The following is a 23,016-nucleotide window of genomic DNA, read 5'->3' as shown; positions in this document are numbered from 1 at the left end:
CAAAACCACGCAATCGCGTGGTTTTTTATTGATAAATCTGTGCAAGTTGCGTGGTTCGCGGAATTCGCGAGACATCCCACTGCGCGACTGCCTGTGCCAGCATACGGGCAGGGCAATCGAGTTCAACAGGCAACTGATGTAAGGCGGCAATCGCTTGTTGTAATAGCTGTGGTGCTTGTGTCGGGTCAAGTGCCTGTGCCAGATTTTGCTTGGAGAGTTTTTGCCCCTGAGCATTCATGGCAAGAGGCAAATGCATATAGCTGAGGCGTGGATAGCCGAGTAACTGCCCCAGCCAGATTTGCCGTTCAGTATTATCCAGCAGGTCTGCGCCACGCACGACATGGGTCATGCCTTGTAAATAGTCATCGACCACGACAGCCAGTTGATAGTTAATAATGCCATCGCGGCGTTTCAAGACAAAATCACCAAGCTCATGAGCGAGATTGGAACAATGCTGACCTTGCAGGCGATCATCAAAACAGATGAGTTGATCACTGACTTTGACCCGAATGGCCTGATGGTCAAATGGTAATTTGAGTTTGCGGCAAGTCCCTGCATAAATGGCATTGGAGCCGAGCATTTTACGGGTGCACTGACAGGCGTAGACAAGATCTTGTTGCTGGAGTTGATTGAGCACGTCTTGATATAGATCGAGGCGGTCTTTTTGAAAAATAATGTCGGCATCAGGTTCAAAGGCAAAGGCATCTAGGCACTGCAGAATATGCGTTTCACTGCCAGGATAAATGCGGGGAATGTCGGTGTCTTCAATCCGAACCAGCCATGTACCATTTTGGGATTTTGCATCGCAATAGCTGGCAACAGCAGTGAGTAGTGAACCAAAATGTAACGGGCCAGTTGGCGATGGCGCAAACCGACCCACGTAAGCAGACTGCATGGACTGCAATTCACTCATGGTTTAACCGTTGTTTTGCTTCTCTTTGATTTCTGCCAAAGTCTTGCAGTCGATACATAAAGTCGCTGTTGGACGAGCTTCTAGGCGGCGTAAACCAATTTCAATACCACAAGTTTCACAGAAGCCATAGTCTTCATCTTTGATTGCAGTAAGAGATTGTTCAATCTTACGAATCAGTTTGCGTTCACGGTCACGGGTACGCAGTTCAATGGCAAACTCTTCTTCTTGGGTTGCACGGTCATTTACATCTGGCAATGCAGTTGATTCGTCTTGCATGGTGTTGAGTGTACGATCAACCTCAGACATAAGCTCGGCTTTCCAAGCTTCAAGAATTTGACGGAAGTGCTTAAGCTGACCTTCAGACATATACTCTTCATTTTTCTTCGGTTCATAAGGAGCGATACCGAATAAGCTTGCTGTTGAGCTGCCTTCAGAAGCCTTAGGCTTGGTCTTACGTGCACGTTTCGGTGCATCTGTTTGGTCATCTAAGACTTGGTTTAGGTTGTCATTCGCCATAATAGGGCATTCCTCATCATATACATCGAGATCGACGTAATCGCTATGGTGATATGCAAGTTTTTTGTTATTTCACCCTCAAGTGAATTCATGCTCAAGGGGTCGTCATCATAAAGACTTTTTGCATACTTGAATAGTCTTAAATTCTACCCAAGCGATCCTTTTTCAAGACGGTTAACTTAATCGAAATTGCACCAAATGAAAAGTTAATAACCTGAAATCTCATTATTTATTTTTGGAATGAGGTGATTGACACGATAAACCCTGCTGTCGATACGTCCATCATTATACAAATCCAATACACGATAACCGGGTGCATCGCTATGTCCTAGAGCGAAATCATGGCTTTGGGGTTCAAACTGAACACAGGTCGATGGAACAGCTAAAAATTCGATATTGTCTTGAATCTGTGAAAATTCTTGGTGGACATGTCCGTGAATCACAGCTTTAACTTGAGCAAATTTGCGAAGTACAGAGCACAGGTCAGCACTATTTTTAAGACGGTGATGATCGATCCAGGTTGATTGCATATGCAGTGGATGATGATGACAGCCAATCAGCACAAAACGGTCATTCAATTGCTGTAACAATTGATCTAATTGATCTAATTGATCTTGATCAATATGTCCATCAATTTTTCCCGTGACTGTCGTTGTCAATAAAATGATCGTCCACGGCATCAAATCGATCACTGTGATGGGCGCAGGTTGTGAATACGGAAAATAGCGCAGATCATCATGATTGCCAGGTGTCTGATAAAATGGAATGCCTAAGCTCTGCATATATTGCATATAGCGGGCATACGTTGCTGGTGTTGCGTCTTGCGCGACATCTCCCGTGTGTACAATGGCTTGAATCTGGGGATGTGTGGCAACAATATGTTGCATAATTCCATGAAAGTTATGTTCTGGACACATTTCCACAAATGTCGCACCTGCATGCTCCATCAAGTGGGTATCGCTAATTTGAATAATAGTTTGAGCCTGTTGTGTCATCGCATCTATCACACTTGAGTGCCATTTATTTTTGAAGATGTTGCTGTAACCATTGCAACGCCATAATTACAGGCGCATTGGCAAGTCGTCCACTCGTCAGCAATCGGGACAGGTCAGCATAATCAAAAAGATGTAATTGAATATTTTCGCCTTCGTCGGCGACCCCAAAAATTCCACCCTGTTCAGGCAAGTCTGCTTGTGCAGCATACAGATGAAATAACTCGGAACATGCGCCTGCGGATGGGTAAAAACTGAATAAATGCTGGAGTTGGTCAAGCTGACAACCTGACTCTTCTAGGCTTTCACGGCAAATACAGGTTTCTGGTGATTCATCCCCATCGAGGACGCCTGCAATAATTTCCAGTTGCCATGGTGATTGCTGATCATCGAGTGCGCCAACACGGAATTGCTCAATCAGGGCAAAGCGTTGTTGCTGATCATTGTAAATGAGTACACCTGCTGCTTCTGGTCTGTGAATTAATTCACGTTGTAAAACAGAGGTATAGCCTATGTTTTTAAATAGGCGATGACGTAAGCTGACTTTTTCAACTTGCAAGAAACCTTTAAATAATGTTTCGCGCGAAGTCACTTCAACATCTTGTTTGTTATAGCTTGCATGCTCAACGATATTCATAAGCAAAATTAGGATGAAATATTTCATTTCATCCTAACTGAGCTATGAATTAAGGCAACTCTTTTTTATTGGAAAATTAGACCTTGTGGTATAACTTTTGCCCTGTCTGCTGGTAGGTTTCCTTCATGCTTTGTAAACCTTGTTCAACTTCTTGATTTTGAATATCTGCCTGATTTGCATTTTTTTGATTTTCTGCATAATCCCTTACATTTTGCGTGATTTTCATCGAGCAGAATTTAGGACCGCACATTGAGCAGAAGTGTGCTGATTTATGCGCTTCTTTCGGCAAGGTTTCATCATGCATGCTACGCGCCGTATCTGGGTCCAGACTTAAGTTGAACTGATCATCCCAACGGAACTCAAAACGCGCTTTTGACAGCGCATTGTCACGGACTTGTGCACCCGGATGTCCTTTGGCAAGGTCAGCAGCATGAGCAGCGATCTTGTAGGTAATAATGCCATCTTTCACATCTTTCTTGTTTGGCAGACCCAAGTGTTCTTTCGGGGTCACATAGCACAGCATCGCTGTACCGTACCAACCAATCATGGCTGCACCAATCGCTGAAGTGATGTGGTCATAACCCGGTGCGATATCAGTCGTTAGCGGCCCAAGTGTATAGAATGGCGCTTCTTTACAGACTTCAAGCTGCAAGTCCATGTTCTCTTTAATCATGTGCATTGGCACGTGACCTGGACCTTCGATCATCACCTGAACATCATGTTCCCAAGCACGATGAGTCAACTCACCCAATGTTTTTAGTTCGCTAAATTGTGCTTCATCATTGGCATCCTGAATACAGCCTGGACGTAAACCATCACCTAAGCTGAATGATACGTCATAGGCTTTCATGATTTCACAGATTTCATCGAAGTGCGTATAAAGGAAGTTTTCTTCATGATGTGCCAGACACCACTGCGCCATGATCGAACCACCACGTGACACGATGCCTGTGAGGCGGTTTGCCGTCATTGGTACATAACGCAGCAATACACCTGCATGAATGGTGAAGTAATCCACACCTTGTTCTGCCTGTTCGATCAGTGTGTCTTTAAAGATTTCCCAAGTCAGGTCTTCAGCAACGCCATCGACTTTTTCTAGTGCTTGGTAAATTGGTACAGTTCCGATTGGCACTGGCGAGTTACGGATAATCCATTCACGGGTTTCGTGAATATTTTTACCTGTCGACAAGTCCATGATGGTGTCAGCGCCCCAACGGGTTGCCCAGGTCATTTTTGCTACTTCTTCATCAATCGAAGAACCAAGCGCCGAGTTACCAATATTGGCATTGATTTTCACCAAGAAATTGCGCCCGATAATCATTGGCTCAAGTTCAGGGTGGTTAATGTTAGCAGGGATAATCGCACGTCCCGCAGCCACTTCCTGACGTACAAATTCAGGGGTGATTTCTTTCAGGTTTTGCGCGCCAAAGTTTTGCCCTGCGTGCTGGCGCATATCGACATCTTCACGCTGACGCTGGTTTTCACGAATTGCGATATATTCCATTTCAGGCGTGATGATGCCTTGCTTGGCGTAATGCATTTGCGTAACGTTTTTGCCTGCCTTGGCACGGCGCGGGTTTTGAATATGCGCGAAACGGATTTCTGCGGTACGGATGTCTTTGAGGCGTTCTTGACCGAACTTCGAGGTTAAGGTGCCGAGTACATCGGTATCGGCACGTTCTTCAATCCAAGTGCCACGAACGGATGGCAAACCCTGATTGAGGTCAATTTGTGTATTCGGGTCAGTATAAACGCCTGAAGTATCATAAACCATGACAGGTGGATTATGTTCACCGCCCAAACCTGTAGGTGTTTCAGTCAGTGAGATTTCACGGAAGGGAACTTGAATGTCTGGGCGAGAGCCTTGAACATAGACTTTACGTGATGCAGGCAAAATACGGGTCAGATCTTTTGCATCTTGTTCATGTTGTGCTGAAATATCAGCAGGGGACGGATTCGTTAATTGGTTCATGGTCATGATCCTTATGAATGACATCAACGAATCAAGCACGACCAAAAAACGTGGCGGATTTATCAGGTTAGAAAGGATAAATCTCAGGCTGTAGTTTTTAGATGGCTTGATTCCTACGCAGGTTTTAACCTGATCAGGTTCAACGGTACTTGTGTTTAAATGCGGACATTTACACAATCTCAGCGAGGGATTACTCGCGCTCCGTCAAGCATGGCAACAGCTTAGCATGTTTTTATGTAGAAAAAAGACCCTGCAAGATTTTTACGAGGCTCTGATTGTTAACAGACAGATTTATCATTATTTTTTAGGTTTTAATTTGGCAAGTAGCGCAGGATTGCACAGTAAAATTGAAGCAAAAATCAGGGTAAAACCAATTAAGCTGACAGAGTCAGGCAATTCTTGCCAAAAGATATATCCCCAAACGCCTGCAAAAATAATCGCCATGTAGTTGACAGGCCCAATTTGCCCCGCAGGTGCCAAGCTGTAGGCTTTGGACATAAAAATCTGACTGATATTGGCCAATAAACCTGCACTAATTAAAAATGCCAGTTCATGCCAGTGATAAGGGCGAATCAGCCAAAACATTGGAATGGCAGACACCAGCGAACCAAAAGCGCAAAAATAAAACACAATCCGCTCCGCAGGTTCAGTATTGGTCAGTGCCCGTACTGTGACAAAAGCCATCGCTGCCAGAAAACTGGCGATTAGTCCAATCAGTGAAATACTGTTAAACATACCTGAGTCGGGTTTGGCAACACACAGGACGCCTGTTAAACCAATCAGTGCCGCTACCAGCATGGGTTTGGTAATGCGTTCTTTTAAAAATAACCATGCAATCAAGGGAATAAAAATCGGGGAAGAATAGGTAAACACCATGGCATTGGAAAGCTTAAGATGGGCAATCGCGTAGAAAAAGCCATACATTGCAGATAATCCGACAATGCTACGCCACAAATGCATCCACAATTTTGTAGTTTTAAAAAACTGTGGCCCTTTTTGTAAAAGCATCGGGATGAAAATAAATAACCCGATAAAATTGCGGAAAAACACAATAGTCGCGTTGTCTACAGTATGTGAGGCATAGCGAATACAAACTCCCATAATCGAAAATAAAAAGGCAGAAATAATCAAAAAGCCAATTGCTTTCAATATATCGGAGGAGCTAGAAGTCATGGTTTGGATAGTGAGAAAATAAAGCCAGAATAATCGCCTAAGATAGCATGAATAGGCTGTTTTTACGGCAATCGTCTTAAAATTGCTGTTTACTCACAAGGCTGTTTGCCACCTTACCTGCATGGGTAATACAAATAGAATCACTTAAACAATCCCGATTAATATGGGTGCTGTCTAACGCCAGCGGATCATACAGCCCCATGTAATGATCGAGCTGTTTTATGGCTTTGATTGTCTCACTTCGCTGTGAACGCTGCTCACTTGGGCTGAGTTCAATCGGAATACTCTCATCTCGGTTTTTTGGGGAAATTTGAATAAAATGCAGGAATTTTTTTGCCTGTTGTCCTAGCTCAGAGCGATCTTTCGCCGCTAAATACTTAATTTCTTCGAGCGCTTCTGGATAGATACTGTCCTCACCGACATAATTGCTAGACACGGGCATATTACTTACCCCGTGAAAGAGAAACTGGGTGTATCTGAATTTCAGGCGTTGCGCATCATCAATCAAAGTGCTGTCAGGGTAGGTCTGGGCATAGTTTTGCCAAAATAATGCGCGTTTGGAAATTTCAGCCCATGAGATATTAAAACCATTGCCAGACAAGACTGGAAATTCATTTTGTGCTGCCAGTGTTTCAATAAAAATCTGCTCGGCTTTGGGGAGGTAAGGCGCAAAAATATGCAGCAAATATTTGGGCTGACGGCGATACATAATTCCCGTATCGCCAGAATCATACACCTCATAATAGGCTGCATTGCCCTGATGCTGTAGTAAATAGCGGTCGCGTGGTGAAAACTCAGATAAATAACTGGTGTTGTATGTATTGTCACTCATCGCGTATTGATCAAAAGCACGCTGTTGCTCTGTCGTGCGGTCGCTGGCGAGAAAGCGCTGATACATACTCGTTGATGCATAGAGTAACTGTTGGCGCTCACTCATTGAAAGCTGCGGTAAACATTGCTCCAATCGTTGATTAACATACCGCAGATCTTGCACTGAGCTGGTATTGGTGATGTTCTGCATTTGCTGACTCAGCAAGCTACACAAAGAAATGACGGTTTTTTGTATTCCGTGTCGTTGAGATTCTTCCTGATGTTGTTCATTGGGAGGTTGATGGCAGCCTGCTATCAAGAGTACGAGCATTAGCATGGAACGCCCTAGTTTAACTGGCATAAATCAACCTCAAAAATTTAAATCGTCAATTGCTAACATTGCGAATTTATGGATGATATTTTTAAAGTAAGCATGCAAAGAAAGCTGTTGTAATGTTGCAAATTTTGGTTAACAAATTTAGTGAAGTGTCAAAGAAAAACGAAATATGTCCATACTCTGTAAAATTCCATGATTTTTGAGAATTTCAAGAATAAGATATTGAAAATCAAAAAATCACCACCGTATTAAATTGTTGGTTTTGTCATCAAACCGTCATGTGAATTATGTTTAAATAAAAAAATTCATTTCTCGATTTTGGAGATCTCTCTTGACCCTAAAAAATCCAGTCTTAGCACATCATATTTCTTCACAATTTAATGAAGATTTACAAGAAGTGAATGCTAAATTTATGGCAATGGGAGGGATAGTCGAACAGCAAGTGACCAATGCTATTCATGCACTGCTCGATACTGACGTAAATATGTCACTTGATGTTCAGTACCAAGAAAAAAATGTAAATCGCCTTGAGCTGGAAATTGATGAAGGCTTAACCTTGATTTTGGCGCGTCGTCACCCTGCCGCAATTGATTTGCGTATGGTTATTGCGATGAGCAAAGCCAATACGGATATGGAGCGTATTGGGGATGAAGCCTTAAAAATTGCCAATATTGCACAAACTTTATGTGAAGAAGGTGGTTCACCACGTGGCTTTATGGAAACCCGTCATATTGGTAACCAAGTCCGTGTCATGATCCATGAGGCACTGGATGCTTTTGCACGCCTTGATGCCGATCAAGCTTTAGAAGTACTGCGTGCCGATGTCGATATTGACCGTGAATACCAGTCTGCAACACGCACGCTCATGACGTATATGATTGAAGATCCACGCTATATTTCGCGTGTATTGAATGTTCTCTGGGTACTACGTTCTTTGGAACGGGTAGGGGACCATGCGCGTAATATTGCTGAACAGGTGATTTATATTGTTAAAGGTCTAGATGTTCGTCACACCAGCGTAGATGAAATTGAACAACGGGTACACAGTCGCTAATGTAGCTGACACTTATATTTTTGAAAGGGCGAAGTAATTTCGCCCTTTTTTTATGAATGATTCAAATTCAAGACAAAAAAAATCCCAGAGTTGGGGGTGATCTGGGATTTATAAAAGGAGTATCGGTCGGATTAATCAAGAACAAACTCTGTCTTAATGAGGCAATTATAACCAGAGCCTAAGCAATAATCATGTGTAGTCCTGTGAGGTCTTGTTATTTTGTATGCCTGTTTGTAAGCGGCATGTAAGTTTTGTTGAAATAAAAAAAGCAACGGATGAGCCGTTGCTTTTTTACAGTCGGTTTTATACCAAGCTAGATTTTATCAACAGAAAAAATCATTATTTCTCAGCAGTCCAGCCTTCCGCTTTCTCTACGCTTTCATCATTACTCAAGAATTTTTCACGCTGTTCTTCCAGAAACTTTTTCGCCTCTGCTTCAAACACATTTAAGCGTTTTTCATTGATCAGAGTGGTTTGGTGTTTTAACCATTCTTGCCATGCCTGTTTCGAGACTGTTTCAAACAGTTCTTGTCCTTTGGCACCAGGAAATGGTGCAAAGTCCAAGCCTTCCATCTCGGTCTGATATTTACGGCAAAAGACTTGTCGAGTCATATCTTATTGATCCTTAAGCGTAAAGTTTAGCTAAACGTGCATGCGCACGCTCAATTGCTGCAGCAACCTGTACAGGGGCAGTACCACCGATGTGGTTACGCGCGCTGACAGAAGCCTCAAGGGTTAATGCTTTTTCAAATACATCTTCACTGATCAGGTCAGAGAACTGTTGTAATTGTTCAAGGCTGAGTTCAGACAAATCTTTCGATTCCTGTACGCCAAGAGCAACTGCTTTACCCACAATTTCATGCGCGTCACGGAATGCCACGCCTTTTTTCACCAAATAATCCGCCAAGTCCGTTGCGGTTGAGAAACCACGTAGTGCAGCTTCACGCATCACTTCGATGTTTGGAACCAGTGCAGGAATCATGTCGGCAAATGCCATGAGTGAACCACGAACGGTATCAATCGCATCAAACAATGGCTCTTTGTCTTCTTGGTTGTCTTTATTATAAGCTAACGGTTGACCTTTCATGAGGGTTAACAGGCTCATGAGGTCACCATACACGCGACCTGTTTTACCACGAATTAACTCAGGAACGTCTGGGTTTTTCTTTTGTGGCATGATTGATGACCCTGTGCAGAAGCGGTCAGGAATGTTCACAAACTTGAACTGTGCCGATGTCCACAAAATCATTTCTTCAGACATACGTGACAAGTGCATCATAATTAAAGACGCAGCGGCATTGAATTCAATACCGAAATCACGGTCAGAAACTGCATCGAGTGAGTTTTCGCTAACGGCTTCAAAACCTAACAACTCGGCTGTATAAGCACGGTCAATTGGGTAAGTTGTGCCTGCAAGTGCAGCAGAACCAAGTGGCATACGGTTAACACGCTTACGGCAGTCGATCAGACGTTCGCTGTCACGCACCAGCATTTCAAACCATGCCATCAGATGATGACCAAAAGTCACAGGCTGTGCAGTTTGTAAATGGGTGAAGCCTGGCATAATAGTGGCAGTATTTTTGGCAGCTAAACCCAAAATTCCTTTTTGTAAGCGTTCGAGTAGTTTGAGAATGTCGTCAATCTCGTCACGTACATATAAACGGATGTCAGTTGCAACTTGGTCATTACGGCTACGACCTGTATGCAGTTTTTTACCTGTAATGCCGATGCGGTTGGTCAGACGTGATTCGATGTTCATATGAACATCTTCAAGATCAATACGCCATTCGAACGTACCTGCTTCAATTTCCTGACGAATTTCAGTCAAGCCTTGAATAATATCATCACGTTCAGCTTCAGTCAGAACACCGACTTTGGCAAGCATGGTGGCATGTGCAATTGAACCTGCGATATCTTGTTGATAAAAACGTTGGTCAAATTGTACAGATGCAGTAAATTCAGCAACAAAAGCATCAGTAGCTTCGGTAAAGCGACCTCCCCACATACCTGAAGTTTCATTGGTTTGCGGAGTATTAGAGGAATGAGAAGATGTGGTCATGGCGGCTCAGTAAAATAAAAAGCAGTATAACAAAAGCTCAGCAACTTGCCGATGCTCAAGATCATCATTCAGCCCAGAGTAGCGATGCGCTGAACAATCAGTCAGCCTATTTTTTTACGAAAATAGGGCGTTGGCAACACTTAATCGAATTATTTGCAGCCAGTAGCATTTTGGCGGTGGTGTTAATGCTGGCAGAAGCAGGGACATGGCAAGCCATGAACTGGGGGCATGTGCTGCAATATTTGCTCTACATTTATTGGGTGATTCTGGTTTTTATTGTTGTGATTCAGAAAATACAGCCGAAACTCACTCATTTAAATCATGTTGTTGTATTCACGTTAGCATTTATTTTGTTGCAGGGGACAGTACTGCTGACCACGATTTTCTTAAATGCATTGCTGTTGATGGTGCATTTTGGCTGGCGACAGCTTGGCGATTGGCAACAGTTATTTGATCATGCAGGCTTACATCTCAGCTATGGCGTACTTATGGGGGCATTTTCTCTACGTTATTTGTACATCCGCGATCAGTGGATCAAGCAGCAACACAGCGAATTGCAGGCACGGATTCAGGCTATGCAGGCGCGGATTCAGCCGCATTTCTTGTTTAATAGCTTAAACAGTGTGGTCAGCTTGATTGCAGTTGACCCCGATAAAGCAGAAGAGATGCTGATTAATCTATCACGTTTATTTCGGGTGAGTTTGCAGGAACTCAAACTGGTTAGCTTGGCAGAAGAACTACAGATTTGCCGACAATATATTGCGATTGAACAGATTCGCCTGCGGGATCGTTTGCAGATGGATTGGCGCTTACCCGACATTCAATCACTCCAATATATTCAAATTCCAGTCCTGAGTTTGCAACCTTTACTTGAAAATAGTATTTTTCATGGTGTTGAAAAAATAAGCAGTCCGTGTAAGATCAGTTTATTGGTGGAGATTCTCAACCGACAAGTCAATATTGTGATTACTAATCCATATTTACAAGAACAACAAGGGCAACGCCAAGGCAATGGCATTGCATTAGAAAATGTTAAACAACGGCTACGTGCCTATTATGGCGATGCTGCCTATATTCAATGTTTTGCAGGGCAGGGCATCTTTACCACAATCTTAACCTATCCGTATCAATAACAAACGGATGACATACAAAGCAGATCGGGGAATATAAAGCGCGTATGGATATTTTAATTTGTGATGATGAGCCGTTAGCTGTTGAGCGATTGGTGCGTTTAGTCAGCGATTTGGGGCATCAGGTAGTGGCAACTGCTGAACATGGTGGGCAAGTCTACGATTTGGTTCTTGAGTATGAACCTGATGTGGTATTGCTCGATATTCAAATGCCTGAAATGGATGGATTAAGTTGCGCCCGTCAATTGGCACACCTTGAGATCAAGCCCGCCATCATTTTCTGTACAGCGTATGATCAGCATGCTTTACAGGCATTTCAGTCACAGGCGCAAGCTTATTTACTCAAACCGATTGCCAAAAATGAATTGCGTGAAGTGCTGGATCAGGTTTGTAAACCCAATCAAGCGCAAGTCAGCCAGTTTCAACAATCATCCAGTCAAATGTCCCAAAAACAGCGTCAGCACATTACCGCAAAGTCCCATCGGGGAGTCGAACTTATTCCGATTGAACAGGTGTATTATTTTCTGGCAGATCAGAAATATGTCACCATTCGCCATCAAAAGGGCAGTGTTTTGATTGATGAAACATTAAAAGATCTGGAACTGGAATTTGCTGACCAGTTTATTCGAATTCATCGCAATGCCTTGGTATCCATCAAATTTTTAGATGGAATTGAAAGTATTTGTTCTGGACAGTATCAGGTGCGGTTACGCGATATCGCTGAGCGGTTGGTGATTAGCCGACGACATTTGCCTCAGCTTCGCGAGTCGATACAGCAACTCTAAACAGTTTTTTGGGCTGGGGACTTGCATTTTTATTAGATCAGGTTAAGTTTAGTGCATCATCTCGATGCTCAGGCTTCATCCATTATGAATATTTTGAAAATTGCGACTCGCCAAAGCCCTCTTGCACTCTGGCAAGCCGAGCATATAAAAAGTCGCCTTGAGCAGCTTCATCCTCAGTTAACCGTAGAATTGGTGACTTTTGTCACTCAAGGGGACAAAATCCTTGATACGCCATTAGCAAAAATTGGTGGAAAAGGTCTATTTGTCAAAGAACTAGAAAGTGCCTTGCTCGATGGGCGTGCCGATCTTGCCGTTCATTCCATGAAAGATGTTCCAATGCAACTGCCTGAAGGCTTAACGCTGGCGGTGATTTGTGAGCGTGAAAACCCGTTCGATGCTTTTGTTTCCAATCATTACACCCATTTTGATGAATTGCCACAAGGTGCAGTGGTGGGGACTTCCAGTCTGCGCCGTAAGTGCCAGATTTTGCAGCAACGTCCTGATTTGGTGATTAAAGATCTCCGCGGCAATGTGGGTACTCGTCTTGGAAAACTCGATGAAGGTCAGTACGATGCGATTATTTTAGCCAGTGCAGGATTAAAGCGTTTGGGCTTGGAGCAGCGTATTCGTCATCATGTTGCCTCAGACATGAGTTTACCTGCGGTTGGACAAGGGGCGTTGGGCTTGGAATGTCGTGATCAGGATCAGGCAGTTCTGGATTTGATTGCACCTTTGGCACATGCTGAAACCCAATATTGTGTACGTGCTGAACGGGCATTTAATGCGTATTTGGAAGGTGGATGCCAAGTGCCAATCGCAGGTTTTGCTACCTTGGATGGCGAGCATCTGCATATTGAAGGCCGTGTTGGTAGTGTGGATGGTACTGTTCTGCTCAAAGCCACCCTTGAAGGGACTGTGGAGCAAGCTGAGCAGTTGGGTGTGCAATTAGCACAGCAATTGCTGGCTCAAGGTGCAGGTGAATTACTCAAGGCACTGCACCACTAAAATGCTTCTGCTAAATACTCGCCCAATCGAGCGTGCGCAAGCCCTGACACAAATCTTAGAGCATGACCAGATTGACGTGATAGAGCTGCCTTTACTGGAATTAAAGGCAATGCCCTATTCCGCAGAGCTTGCCGCACTCTATCAGCAATTGCTGCACGCTCAGGTGATTGTGGTGGTCAGCCCTACGGCAGTTGATGTGGGGATGCGGTATTTACAGGCCAGCCAAATCGAACTGTCAGCTTTGAATCAGGTGCAGTGGATTGCTGTGGGACAGGCAACGGCACGCAGTTTGCAGCGCTATGGTATTACCGCAACGGTTCCAGATATTGAGAATTCTGAAGGTATGTTGCAACTTCCTGTGTTGCAGCATTTGCATCTGCAGCATGTGGCGTTTTGGCGGGGGCGTGGTGGACGACAGTTCATGATGGATGCCTTACAGCAGCGCGGTGTCAATATTTTGAATTTTGTGCTTTATCAGCGCCAGTGCCCCGCACAGACCATGACCCAGTTTCAGCAATTATCCCCACGCTTGCTGACCATGACACAGCCTATCTTTGTTTGTATAAGTAGTGAAGCCAGTTGGTTGAACTGGGTCAAACTATGTCAAAATACCCCTGAAATTTTATCTAAATGTCAGTATCTCACTTTAGGGCAACGCTTAACGCAATTGTTGCTTCAGCAGCAAATTCCAGCTGTGCAGCAGCTTGAAAGTTTAGACCCAGAGAGCATACGCAACTTTCTGTTAAAACAAAAAGGCACAGCATGAGAAAGTTATTTGTGGCTTTAAGTCTCTTGATTGTCGCTTGGATGGTAAAACTCAATTACGATCTGGTGCAAAATTCAAAGCAATTACAAGAGCTACAAACGCGGATTTTGCATAGCGAACAAGCCAATGCCAATGCCAATGACCAATTAGTGGCATTACAACGCCAACTTGCACCCAATGAGGCTACTGCTTCCGATGTTGCCAGCAGTGAAAGTGCTGCTGTACATGCGCTTAATCCGATTATTTTGGTAAAACAGCAGTTGCAACTGGTACAGTTTGCTTTACAGCAGCAACAGGACGTTTATGCATTTCAACAATTGCAAAAGCTCAATCAGGAGATTGCAGCTTATGATTTATCACCTGCCCTGCAACAAAGTTTATATCAGGCAATTACTCAAGATTTACAAAATATTCAGCAATATCACGATAACCATCAAAATCAGCTAGATCAGTTACATTTAATATTTCGCCAAATGGATCAACAATTAAATCAATTATTATTGAGCCAGGCCCAGCAATATCAGCCTGTGCAGCAAAAGCATTTTTGGAATCGCTGGTTTAAAGTTGAATCAACAGACCAGCCACAAACTGAATTAATGAATCAACGGCTGGTATTAAAAGAAATGCAAATACGTCTGGTACTCGCAAAACAATTGCTTGAATCTGGTCAATATGATGAATATCAGCAAACATTGTTAGAGGTAAATCAATTATTGCGCCAAGCACCGACATTTAATCGCCATGCTTTAAGTGTATTACTGGAAAAAGCCAAGCAGCTGCCTGCTGTGACGATGCCAAAACTCACTGCACTGGCAATATTGAATTAGAGGTCAGGCATGAAACAGATTTTATATTCTTATACATTTGTGCTGCTGCTTTTAATCGCGCTTGTGAGTATCCTGAGTTATGGATATGGCGCAGGTTATGTTTATGTTTATTTTCGACATTGGCAAATTCAGAGTAATGTTTGGGTATTATTAATTTTTCTGGTCATACTGAGCCTGATTGGACAAGTATTATGGTTGTTATTTAAGCGCTATTTTTCCCGACTTGAACAAAGAAAACAGAAAATATTTAATTTTGAACATTTGCACCCTTATGAAAAATTGGCGGTATTGTGGTTATTAGATGCCAATCAAGAAAAAAGGGACATGGTTGAAGGGATTTTTAAACAATCTAATTTATTAAATGAAGTAATACATGCATTTTTTCTCTGGAAACAGGGAGATGTAAAATCAGCCTTAAATATGCTTGAACATAGTCCTGCCATGGCTTTTGAATTGGCAGAATTGCAGCGAATTGAAATTTATTTATCTGAACAAAACCCCAATCATGCATTAACCCATTTGGAATTTTTATCTCAGCATGAATTATCCCCTTGGCTCAAAGATATTCAGCAAGGGTATATGCAGCGTTTAACATTGCTTTGGGGGCAGTTTGCGGTGCAGTTTCCGTGGCTGTATGTACAAAGTAGCCAGTTTGGGCAGCTCAATGATCCTGATAAAACCCGTTGGTTGCAGCAGCTTTTAATTGCTTTTGATCAGGCGAGCCCTGAAGATTTAACTCATTTACAGCAGCGTTATGACGAGTTTAAGGATACCAAGCTGCATGACACAACCCGTGAAAATAAAGTGTTGTGGTTGAAGGTTTTAGCGCGTTTACCAGAGATGAGTCTTGAGCATGAAGTGCTGGCTGAAACATTACTGAATGAATTGTTTGATCAGGAAGTTTTTTATTTATGGTTTGAAAAACAATTGTTAAAACAAACACCTGCATATGAGAAAATTGAACAACAGTTAAATATGTGGGAAGCGAAATACTCAAATATTCCTATATTTAGTTTTGCAAGATGGTTTGTTTATCAGGAAACTGGTCGTTTTTCTGAAGCAGAAAAATTATTAGAATTATATCCAGATAATATATTAATGAGTTATTTAAGAATTAAAAACCAGTTAAAGGATAATGAAGTTCTTGTACAGCAGCTTAATTTACTGTTTGAGAGTAATACAAACTTTTTAAAAGTAAATCTATAGCTGAATAATTTCGAAGTTTGAATATTAGGGTGTTTTAAATATGAAACTAGAGGTTTTATGATTTAAAATAAAAAGCCATTGATGTTGTAAAAATAAGTTATTTCTTTGGCTTTTCTCTATACTTAATAATCGTGATTAGATTAATATATTTGACATGGAAGTTTATTTTAAATAGATTCCGATCTGAATTTGGAGAAAAACTGTGCAAGACATTAGTACTTTATCTGTTGAAGAGCTAAAACGCTTACAACGTGAAGCAGAAGTTTTAATTGCTTCTAAAAAAGAACAAGCAATTCAAGATGCTTATAATCAAGTGATTGAAATTGCTTCAGGTCTTGATTTAACAATTGAGCAACTACTTGAATATGGTGCTCAAAAACGTAAAAGCCCAACGCGTAAAACTGTTGAGCCACGCTACCGTAATAAAAACAACCCAGAAGAAACCTGGACTGGTCGTGGTAAACAACCTCGCTGGTTAGTGACTGAGTTGGAAAAAGGCGCAAGCTTGGAAGACTTCTTGATCTAATTCAGATTAATAAGATGAAAAAAGCTGAATTCATTTTAGATTCAGCTTTTTTTATGCGCACTGTTGCAGGGTTTTATTGTTTGACTACATTTTAACAATTGGGTTATTTTCATGCTTGTTTCAATTCTCTTTATATTGAGTTCATAGAGCGAAGAAAATACATGAATAAAAAAGGTGGAGTTGTTAGAGTTAAATTCACGATCTAGTAGATTTGAGGGCTAAATGCTACGTATTTGTGAATAGCATTGTTGAATAAATCATCATGAGTCGTTTGGCAGAATGCGGCTATGTTTAATCAGATCAAAATAATCATAAGTATTACAATTTTATATCATTAATTTGTCATTTTAGAGAATTATAATCTGGAGTATTTGGTTTAATTTTTAAATATATTTCAAATATTTAATTTATTTTTTTAAGATTGTTTTTAATTTTTGTTTAATTTTTAATTTATATGATGCATACGCTTTAAGCAGGTCGATTTTTCAAGAATCACGAATCCAATACGATTTAAGGTAGCCAGACTATGCCTTCAACCAATCATAACGCTTCAAAACTATCTGTCGGTTCAAAGTTGGCTATTGCACTCGGGGGATGTTTGCTGATAGGCATCATCTGGATGGTGGCATTTCATAAAAATGAACCTGCTGAAGCTAAAAATCCGAGTCCTCCGCCTGAAATGTTTAAACATCAAGGGGATGAATATATTGTACCGAATCATTCACCTTTAATGAGTCATCTCAAAGTCATGCCTGTGAGTTCAGGCGGTTCGGCTCAAGTGACCAGCTTCCCGGGAATGGTTGAGGCAAATACGGCGGCTTCTGCCAATATCGAGCCGCCACTGACAGGTCGTATTGTTCAGCTCAATGTAAAAATTGGCGATCATGTGCATAAAGGGCAAGTGCTGGCTGTGATGAGCTCTGGAGATTTAGCTCAAGCATATGCAGATGTGAGTAAAGCCAAAGATAGTTTGAGTTTGGCCAATGCCAGCTTGAAACGTGCGCGTGAAGTCAATGCGATTGGTGCGAATGCCAATAAAGATTTGGAAGCGGCTCAAAGTATGCAAATTCAAGCCAAAGATGAATATGAACGTGCAACGCAACGTTTAAAAACCCTCGCAGGGCATGGTGCAAAACTTTCAGGCTCAGAAGCCTTTTTACCGATCGTTTCTCCAATCAATGGTGATATCACGGCTTTGAATGTAGGTCTTGGCTCGTTTATCAATGACAATACCAATGCGATTTTGACCATTGCAAATTTTGATCAGGTCTGGGTAACTGCAAATATTCCAGAAGCACAGCTGAATCAGGTACATACAGGGTTAGAGGTTGATGTGACTTTCCCAGCCTATCCAAACCAAGTGTTTCATGGACGTATTGGGAATATCAGTAATGTTTTAGATAGCGACACCCGCCGCACCAAGGCTCGTATTTTATTTGATAACAGCAATATGAAATTGAAGCCAAATATGTTTGCAACGGTGCAAATTAAAAATAATAACCCGCAAAAAATTACTGTGCCACAGTCTGCATTGCTGATGAATAATGAACAAATCACCGTTTTTGTAGAAACAAAGCCGCATACCTATGTACGAAAAGTGGTGGAATTGGGCAGTGAAAATGATACTGATGTGCAGATTGTCTCTGGCTTAAACCCATCGGATCGCGTGATTGTTAGTGGTGGAGTGCTACTCAATGATTAATCGCCTGATTGCCTTATTTTTTCGTCGCCGTCACTTGGTTTGGGCGATTGCCATTATTCTCGCAATTTATGGCATGTACTCATGGAAAGTGATGAAAGTAGAAGCGTATCCAGAACTTGATGACGTCACCGTACAGGTTACTACACAAGTTCCTGGGCTGTCTGCTGAAGATGTTGAGCAGCAAATTACAACACCTTTAGAACGCAGTCTATATAGTACGCCAGGCGTTACGACCATCCGTTCCAGTAGTACTTTTGCACTGTCCCTGATTACACTGGTTTTTGACAGTAAAGATGATTACTTTGCTCGTCAACGGGTGATGGAGCGTTTAAGTAGTGTCACCTTACCAGCTGGAGCTCAACCCAGTTTAGGCCCACTCAGTGGTTCAGGCGGCGAAATTTATCGTTATACCCTCGAATCTGAAAATAAAAATTTGATGCAGCTTTCAGAGATCCAGCGCTGGGTTGTGATGCCTGCATTTAAGCAGGTTGCAGGGGTTGCCGATGTCAATAACTTTGGTGGTTTAACCAAAGAATTCCGTATGGAATTAGACCCTGCAAAAATGCAGCAATATGGTGTGGTTCTTAATGATGTCACCACAGCAATTAACTCTAGCAGTTCAGATGCAGGCGGTGGACGTATTACCCGAGGTGAGCAAAGCTATGTCGTGCGTGGTGTGGGGCAGGTTCATTCTCTTGAAGATTTATCCTTAGTTGTTGTAACGCAAAAAAATGGCATGCCTATTTATTTAAAAGATTTAGGCAAGCTGGTGATTGGTCATCAAGAGCGTGAGGGAATCGTAGGTAAAGACTATAACCCAGACACGCTAGAAGGGATTATTTTGATGACAAAATATCAAAACCCTTCAACCGTTTTAGATGGTGTACATGCCAAAGTTGATCAACTGAATAAACAACTTGCGCCGCAAGGTGTCAAAATTGTGCCTTATATCGACCGAGATAGCTTGGTCAAACTCACTGTAGATAAAGTAACACATACAGTGATGGAAGGCGTCGGGCTTGTCTTGATTGTTCTGATCTTGTTTTTAGGCAGTCCGCGCAGTGCCATTATTGCGGCGGTTGCTATTCCTGCGGCGTTGGTGACGGTATTTATTCTCATGAATTTTACCAATATGCCCGCCAATTTATTTTCGCTTGGGGCAATCGACTTCGGGATTATTGTCGATGGGGCAATTGTGGTCATGGAGGCCATCTTAAGGCGCCGAGAAGAAGAACCCGATGTGGTTTTAGGCGAGCAAGATATCTTGGAAACTTTGAGTTATGTGGGTCGTCCGATTTTCTTTGCAACACTGATTATTATTACTGCCTATTTACCATTATTTGCCTTTGAACGCGCTGAAGGTAAGTTGTTTACACCGATGGCGATTACAGTGAGCTACGCATTACTCGGTGCTTTAGTCTGTGCGATTGCATTGATTCCGGGACTAGCTTACGTCGCCTTGAAAAAGCCCAGAAAGGTTTTTGAAAATAAACCCTTAATCTGGCTCACTGAAAAATATAGAAAGGTTTTAACTACTTTACTACTGCGCCCAGTGATTGTTTATAGCATTACGATTTTGTCTTTAGTGGCTGTGGTGTTGCTTGGTGCGCGTACAGGACGTGAATTCTTGCCTGAGTTGGATGAAGGTGCATTGTGGTTACAAGTACAGTTGCCAACAGGTATTTCGCTAGATAAATCCAGCGAAATGGCCACAAATCTGCGCCGTGTTTTACTCAAGCATCCTGAAGTGTCTTATGCGGTGAGTCAGGTTGGGCGTAGTGATGACGGCACAGACCCGTGGACACCGTCACATATCGAAATGCCAGTCGGGCTGAAACCTTATAGTGAGTGGCCAAATGGCGAAACCAAGGCTCAATTTATTAAAAAGTTGGGGCAAGAATTTAGCCAGATGCCTGGTTATGATATCGGAATTAGTCAGCCGATTATTGATGGGGTAAATGATGCGGTAGGTGGTGCGCACAGCCCGTTGGTTTTACGTATTTATGGGCCAGATTTAAAAGAAGGTCGCCGTATTGGTGATCAAGTGGTCGATATTTTAAAAGGAATCCGAGGAACGGCTTCAGCTTCATTATTTCAGGAACCACCTATCCCGCAAGTTATCATCAAGGTGAATCGTGAAGCGGCAGCAAGATACGGGATTAGCATTGCAGATATTTCTGCGCTGATCCAAACGGGTGTCGGAAGCACGCCGATTATTCCTGTGTACGTTGATGCCCGCCAATATAACGTTACAGTCAGTTTCCCTAAGAATGCCAAGAATAGCCCTGCCGAACTGGGTGCTTTGCAATTAAACAGCGCGAGTGGTGCAAAAATCCCATTGGCTCAAGTGGCCGATATTTCACTGAAAACAGGTGAAAGCACGATTTCTCATGAGCAGGGCGAACGACAAATTACCGTTCGTATTGATAACCGTGGTCGCGATTTAACATCGTATTTGACTGAGGCGCAGCAAAAAATTAATGCTCAAGTCAAACTCGATCCAAGTCAATATCATATGGAGTGGGCAGGACAGTTCCAAAGCCAAGATCGTGCCGAAAAACGTCTAGGGTTTATTATGATTTTGGTGATCGGCATGATGGGCGCTTTGTTATTTTTCCAGTTTGGGCGCTTCCGTCAGGTATTTCTGATTTTAGGTGTTGTGCCACTGGCGACTTTAGGTGGGCTTATTGCGTTGAATGTGACGGGCAATACCTTAAATGTCGCGAGTGCAGTCGGCTTTATTGCGCTGTTCGGTGTCTCTGTCCAGAACGGGATTATTATGGTCGCCAATTTCAGGCGTGCGCGCGGGGATGGACTTGATCTTGATCAAAGTATCATTACCGCAGCAAGTGAACGGTTACGTCCTGTGTTAATGACGGCTACGGTGGCTTCTATTGGGATGCTCCCAGCCGCACTGGCAACAGGAGTCGGCACAGATGTTCAGCGTAATTTGGCTACGGTTGTGGTGGGTGGTCTCATTGTATCGACTTTATTGACCTTATTTATTGTTCCAGTATTTTATTATGTGATTGAAAGATTTGCTGAAAATAAAAAATGGAATATGCCTGGACGTCGGAGTCATCGTTAATGAAAAACTTGAGACCATATACTTTGTCGGTAAATGTTTTAAGAAAAGGTACGTTCTGGAGCGGCATAAGTTTGCTGGCAATCCTCTCGGGTTGTACGGTCGGCCCCAATTATCAACGTCCCGATGTTCATCTGCCTAAGGCGCTCGTTGAGCAACCCAATCTGGCATTATCTCAGGCTTCTTCAACAGCACAGAAATATGTTTTACAAGATATTCCTACAGCATGGTGGCAAGCCTTTCATTCACAAGAGCTGAATTTACTGATCGAAAAGTGCCTGAAAAATAATCCTTCTGTGGCAATTGCCCAAGCGAATTTAAATCAGGCTTTGGAAAATGTGAAAATCCAGCAGGCGGCATTTTTCCCTTCGGTATCTGCAACCTTTAACCCAACTCGACAAAGTGTTGCGAAGTCATTGGCAAGTCCCTTGGCATCAAATAGCTATGTTTATAATTTGCATACGGCACAATTAAATGCCTCCTATAGTCTGGATGTATGGGGGGCAAATAGACGTCAGGTTGAAATGCTAAAAGCTGAAGCAGATGCAAGTCGCTACAATGTAGAAGTGACTTATCTCACCCTGATTAGCAATGTCGTCAATGCGGCGATTCAAGAAGCGATTATTCGCGATCAAATTCGAATTACCCAAAATGCAATTCAAAAACAACGCGAATTAACCTCGATTATGCATAAAGCGAGAGTACTCGGACAGGTGTCAGATGCAGATGTGATGACACAGGAGTCGGCGCAATTGGCGGTGGAAGCGACATTGCCTCCTTTACAAAAGCAACTGGCAATTCAACGTGATTTAATCAAGGCTTTGGCAGGTGAATACCCGAGTGATCGTTTGGCTGCCGAGTTTAATTTAGCTCAGTTTAAGTTGCCATATGAACTGCCAGCAGCATTACCTTCAAGCTTATTGCAGCGCCGTCCTGATATTCGCTTATCTGAAGCCATATTGCATGCTGCGAGCGCCAATATCGGTGTTGCAGTCGCGAATCGCTTGCCAGATATTACTTTAAATGCAGATCTGGGATCATCTTCTAATCGGCTTGCAAATTTGTTTGCCTCGGCATCCAATTTCTGGACGATTGGGGCGAATGTCGCACAACCTATTTTTGATGGTGGCGCATTAAAACATAAAGAAAAACTGGCACGTGCTGCTTATGATGGTGCAGTAGCACAGTATAAAAGCACGATTATTGCTGCATTTCAAAATGTTGGTGACGTGATGCAATCGATCCAGTCAGATCAAAATGCCTATAACACTGCCTTGCAGGCTACACAGGCCAGTTCAAAAAGTTTAAATTTGGCACGCAAACAATACCGTTTAGGTGATATTAGCCGTATAGCTTTACTGCCACTTGAGCAAAATGATTTACAAATGCAATTGGCATTGGCACAGGCTCAAGGCAACCGCTTACAAGATACGGCTGCATTATTCCAAGCCTTAGGTGGGGGATGGTGGTCGACTCAGCAAAATCAAGAAATAACAAAATGACAACATCTGTGCCATGTAA

20 protein-coding genes and 1 riboswitch are annotated in these 23,016 nt (G+C 42.6%); of the genes, 11 read left to right on the top strand and 9 right to left on the bottom strand.

Annotated elements, in window-relative coordinates:
* Positions 1 to 25: 25 nt before the first annotated feature.
* The 7 genes from gluQRS to P255_RS11830 all read right to left on the bottom strand — a co-directional run bounded on the left by gluQRS (position 26) and on the right by P255_RS11830 (position 7,374).
* Positions 26 to 913: a tRNA glutamyl-Q(34) synthetase GluQRS gene (gluQRS, locus tag P255_RS11860; protein WP_004902544.1), complete on the bottom strand. Its 888-nt coding sequence runs from the start codon at positions 911 to 913 to the stop codon at positions 26 to 28.
* A gap of 3 nt (positions 914 to 916) precedes the next feature.
* Entirely contained in the window at positions 917 to 1,429 is a 513-nt protein-coding gene (gene dksA / locus P255_RS11855; RefSeq protein WP_004902543.1) for an RNA polymerase-binding protein DksA, read from the bottom strand.
* Between the two features lie 206 nt (positions 1,430 to 1,635).
* The gene (locus P255_RS11850; RefSeq protein ID WP_004902541.1) at positions 1,636 to 2,424 is read right to left on the bottom strand and encodes a metallophosphoesterase; all 789 of its coding nucleotides are present in this window, start codon (positions 2,422 to 2,424) and stop codon (positions 1,636 to 1,638) included.
* Between the two features lie 25 nt (positions 2,425 to 2,449).
* Positions 2,450 to 3,058, bottom strand: coding sequence for an NUDIX domain-containing protein (locus tag P255_RS11845; protein WP_035365513.1), 609 nt, complete (start codon positions 3,056 to 3,058; stop codon positions 2,450 to 2,452).
* Positions 3,059 to 3,134: 76 nt separating this feature from the next.
* A complete protein-coding gene (thiC, locus tag P255_RS11840) occupies positions 3,135 to 5,030 on the bottom strand; it encodes a phosphomethylpyrimidine synthase ThiC (protein ID WP_004902535.1) in 1,896 nt (631 codons plus the stop codon).
* Positions 5,031 to 5,123: 93 nt separating this feature from the next.
* A riboswitch (TPP riboswitch) is annotated at positions 5,124 to 5,244 on the bottom strand.
* Positions 5,245 to 5,327: 83 nt separating this feature from the next.
* A complete protein-coding gene (locus P255_RS11835) occupies positions 5,328 to 6,203 on the bottom strand; it encodes a DMT family transporter (protein ID WP_004902533.1) in 876 nt (291 codons plus the stop codon).
* Between the two features lie 76 nt (positions 6,204 to 6,279).
* Complete coding sequence (locus tag P255_RS11830; protein WP_004902531.1) at positions 6,280 to 7,374, bottom strand: hypothetical protein; 1,095 nt, start codon at positions 7,372 to 7,374, stop codon at positions 6,280 to 6,282.
* 307 nt (positions 7,375 to 7,681) lie between these two features.
* On the opposite strand from P255_RS11830, the gene phoU reads away from it, so the two are divergent.
* The gene (gene phoU / locus P255_RS11825; RefSeq protein WP_004902529.1) at positions 7,682 to 8,404 is read left to right on the top strand and encodes a phosphate signaling complex protein PhoU; all 723 of its coding nucleotides are present in this window, start codon (positions 7,682 to 7,684) and stop codon (positions 8,402 to 8,404) included.
* Positions 8,405 to 8,743: 339 nt separating this feature from the next.
* Here the strand turns inward: phoU and P255_RS11820 are convergent, their stop codons facing one another.
* Both P255_RS11820 and argH read right to left on the bottom strand, forming a co-directional pair.
* Positions 8,744 to 9,016, bottom strand: a complete 273-nt coding sequence (locus P255_RS11820; protein ID WP_004749906.1) for an oxidative damage protection protein — start codon at positions 9,014 to 9,016, stop codon at positions 8,744 to 8,746.
* Between the two features lie 13 nt (positions 9,017 to 9,029).
* Positions 9,030 to 10,463, bottom strand: coding sequence for an argininosuccinate lyase (gene argH, locus P255_RS11815; RefSeq protein ID WP_035365511.1), 1,434 nt, complete (start codon positions 10,461 to 10,463; stop codon positions 9,030 to 9,032).
* Between argH and P255_RS11810 the strand changes: the two genes are divergently transcribed.
* The 10 genes from P255_RS11810 to P255_RS11765 all read left to right on the top strand — a co-directional run bounded on the left by P255_RS11810 (position 10,454) and on the right by P255_RS11765 (position 22,997).
* The gene (locus P255_RS11810; protein WP_004902523.1) at positions 10,454 to 11,596 is read left to right on the top strand and encodes a sensor histidine kinase; all 1,143 of its coding nucleotides are present in this window, start codon (positions 10,454 to 10,456) and stop codon (positions 11,594 to 11,596) included. The two genes, argH and P255_RS11810, sit on opposite strands and share 10 nt — an antisense overlap.
* Positions 11,597 to 11,640: 44 nt before the next feature.
* Entirely contained in the window at positions 11,641 to 12,378 is a 738-nt protein-coding gene (locus tag P255_RS11805; RefSeq protein WP_004902521.1) for a LytR/AlgR family response regulator transcription factor, read from the top strand.
* Between the two features lie 84 nt (positions 12,379 to 12,462).
* The gene (gene hemC, locus P255_RS11800) at positions 12,463 to 13,383 is read left to right on the top strand and encodes a hydroxymethylbilane synthase (RefSeq protein ID WP_035365508.1); all 921 of its coding nucleotides are present in this window, start codon (positions 12,463 to 12,465) and stop codon (positions 13,381 to 13,383) included.
* Between the two features lies 1 nt (position 13,384).
* Positions 13,385 to 14,149 (top strand): uroporphyrinogen-III synthase, encoded by a 765-nt coding sequence (locus P255_RS11795; protein ID WP_004902517.1) that lies wholly within the window; start codon positions 13,385 to 13,387, stop codon positions 14,147 to 14,149.
* On the top strand, positions 14,146 to 14,976 hold the full coding sequence (locus P255_RS11790) for a hypothetical protein (RefSeq protein WP_004902515.1): 831 nt from the start codon (positions 14,146 to 14,148) through the stop codon (positions 14,974 to 14,976). Before P255_RS11795 ends, P255_RS11790 begins: the two co-directional genes overlap by 4 nt.
* A gap of 9 nt (positions 14,977 to 14,985) precedes the next feature.
* Complete coding sequence (locus P255_RS11785; protein ID WP_004902512.1) at positions 14,986 to 16,182, top strand: heme biosynthesis protein HemY; 1,197 nt, start codon at positions 14,986 to 14,988, stop codon at positions 16,180 to 16,182.
* A 202-nt stretch (positions 16,183 to 16,384) separates the two neighbouring features.
* Positions 16,385 to 16,708 carry an H-NS histone family protein gene (locus P255_RS11780; RefSeq protein ID WP_004902511.1) on the top strand — a complete coding sequence of 108 codons (324 nt, stop codon included), beginning with the start codon at positions 16,385 to 16,387 and terminating at the stop codon, positions 16,706 to 16,708.
* 526 nt (positions 16,709 to 17,234) lie between these two features.
* Complete coding sequence (locus tag P255_RS11775) at positions 17,235 to 18,410, top strand: efflux RND transporter periplasmic adaptor subunit (RefSeq protein ID WP_004902510.1); 1,176 nt, start codon at positions 17,235 to 17,237, stop codon at positions 18,408 to 18,410.
* Positions 18,403 to 21,498: an efflux RND transporter permease subunit gene (locus P255_RS11770; protein ID WP_004902507.1), complete on the top strand. Its 3,096-nt coding sequence runs from the start codon at positions 18,403 to 18,405 to the stop codon at positions 21,496 to 21,498. The genes P255_RS11775 and P255_RS11770 overlap by 8 nt, the downstream gene beginning before the upstream one ends.
* On the top strand, positions 21,498 to 22,997 hold the full coding sequence (locus P255_RS11765; protein WP_004902506.1) for an efflux transporter outer membrane subunit: 1,500 nt from the start codon (positions 21,498 to 21,500) through the stop codon (positions 22,995 to 22,997). The genes P255_RS11770 and P255_RS11765 overlap by 1 nt, the downstream gene beginning before the upstream one ends.
* Positions 22,998 to 23,016 lie beyond the last annotated feature (19 nt).

Origin of the sequence: Acinetobacter brisouii CIP 110357, assembly GCF_000488275.1 — a bacterium.
GTDB lineage: Bacteria > Pseudomonadota > Gammaproteobacteria > Pseudomonadales > Moraxellaceae > Acinetobacter > Acinetobacter brisouii.
Note: the sequence above shows the minus strand (reverse complement) of the source record. Positions and strands in the feature narration are given on the sequence as shown.

Excerpts from the sequence above, each read along its gene's own strand:
- P255_RS11770 (WP_004902507.1), top strand. The coding sequence starts at position 18,403 with ATGATTAATCGCCTGATTGCCTTATTTTTTCGTCGCCGTCACTTGGTT.
- P255_RS11795 (WP_004902517.1), top strand. The coding sequence starts at position 13,385 with ATGCTTCTGCTAAATACTCGCCCAATCGAGCGTGCGCAAGCCCTGACA.
- thiC (WP_004902535.1), bottom strand. The coding sequence starts at position 5,030 with ATGAACCAATTAACGAATCCGTCCCCTGCTGATATTTCAGCACAACAT.
- dksA (WP_004902543.1), bottom strand. The coding sequence starts at position 1,429 with ATGGCGAATGACAACCTAAACCAAGTCTTAGATGACCAAACAGATGCA.
- P255_RS11785 (WP_004902512.1), top strand. The coding sequence starts at position 14,986 with ATGAAACAGATTTTATATTCTTATACATTTGTGCTGCTGCTTTTAATC.
- P255_RS11820 (WP_004749906.1), bottom strand. The coding sequence starts at position 9,016 with ATGACTCGACAAGTCTTTTGCCGTAAATATCAGACCGAGATGGAAGGC.
- P255_RS11775 (WP_004902510.1), top strand. The coding sequence starts at position 17,235 with ATGCCTTCAACCAATCATAACGCTTCAAAACTATCTGTCGGTTCAAAG.
- P255_RS11805 (WP_004902521.1), top strand. The coding sequence starts at position 11,641 with ATGGATATTTTAATTTGTGATGATGAGCCGTTAGCTGTTGAGCGATTG.
- gluQRS (WP_004902544.1), bottom strand. The coding sequence starts at position 913 with ATGAGTGAATTGCAGTCCATGCAGTCTGCTTACGTGGGTCGGTTTGCG.
- P255_RS11765 (WP_004902506.1), top strand. The coding sequence starts at position 21,498 with ATGAAAAACTTGAGACCATATACTTTGTCGGTAAATGTTTTAAGAAAA.
- P255_RS11830 (WP_004902531.1), bottom strand. The coding sequence starts at position 7,374 with ATGCCAGTTAAACTAGGGCGTTCCATGCTAATGCTCGTACTCTTGATA.
- P255_RS11790 (WP_004902515.1), top strand. The coding sequence starts at position 14,146 with ATGAGAAAGTTATTTGTGGCTTTAAGTCTCTTGATTGTCGCTTGGATG.
- hemC (WP_035365508.1), top strand. The coding sequence starts at position 12,463 with ATGAATATTTTGAAAATTGCGACTCGCCAAAGCCCTCTTGCACTCTGG.
- argH (WP_035365511.1), bottom strand. The coding sequence starts at position 10,463 with ATGACCACATCTTCTCATTCCTCTAATACTCCGCAAACCAATGAAACT.
- P255_RS11835 (WP_004902533.1), bottom strand. The coding sequence starts at position 6,203 with ATGACTTCTAGCTCCTCCGATATATTGAAAGCAATTGGCTTTTTGATT.
- P255_RS11845 (WP_035365513.1), bottom strand. The coding sequence starts at position 3,058 with ATGAATATCGTTGAGCATGCAAGCTATAACAAACAAGATGTTGAAGTG.
- P255_RS11810 (WP_004902523.1), top strand. The coding sequence starts at position 10,454 with ATGTGGTCATGGCGGCTCAGTAAAATAAAAAGCAGTATAACAAAAGCT.
- P255_RS11850 (WP_004902541.1), bottom strand. The coding sequence starts at position 2,424 with ATGACACAACAGGCTCAAACTATTATTCAAATTAGCGATACCCACTTG.